The following is a 480-nucleotide window of genomic DNA, read 5'->3' on the forward strand; positions in this document are numbered from 1 at the left end:
GCCAGAAATAGAAACCGCGAGCGCGATCGAGCTAGCGACCGAGTTGACGATTGCGTGGCTCAGCAATCCCAACACCCGCGCCGCGGCCGCGGCCGAGGACGTGTCGGCATTTCTCAAACAGATGTATGACAGCGTCGCGGGGTTGGTCGACCGACCAAATACGGCAGCTGCTGGCGAAGCCGTGACCGAGCACTTCACGCCGGCAGTGACGGTACGCAAATCGCTGGCGTCGAAGGATCACATCCTCTCGCTGATCGACGGCAGGCCGTACAAGATGCTGCGCCGGCATCTAAGCGGGCACGGGCTCACGCCCGAGCAATATCGGGAACGCTACAATCTGAAGCCCGACTATCCGATGGTGGCAGAGGCCTATTCCGAATCCCGGCGCGCCATGGCAAAAAGAATCGGCCTGGGGCGTAAGCCCGGATCACGAGCGTCGACACAAGAGCCGAGCCCGTCCCAGCGGCGCAAATTGAAGCT

At 62.1% G+C, this 480-nt stretch carries 1 protein-coding gene; it reads left to right on the forward strand.

What is annotated here, in order from left to right; genetic code table 11:
* The coding region (locus AACY08_RS29195) for a MucR family transcriptional regulator (RefSeq protein WP_339472559.1) at nt 1-480 on the forward strand (480 nt) is incomplete at both ends.

It is taken from the genome of Pseudomonas sp. EL_65y_Pfl1_R83 (assembly GCF_963970695.1).
Taxonomy (GTDB): domain Bacteria; phylum Pseudomonadota; class Gammaproteobacteria; order Pseudomonadales; family Pseudomonadaceae; genus Aquipseudomonas; species Aquipseudomonas tritici.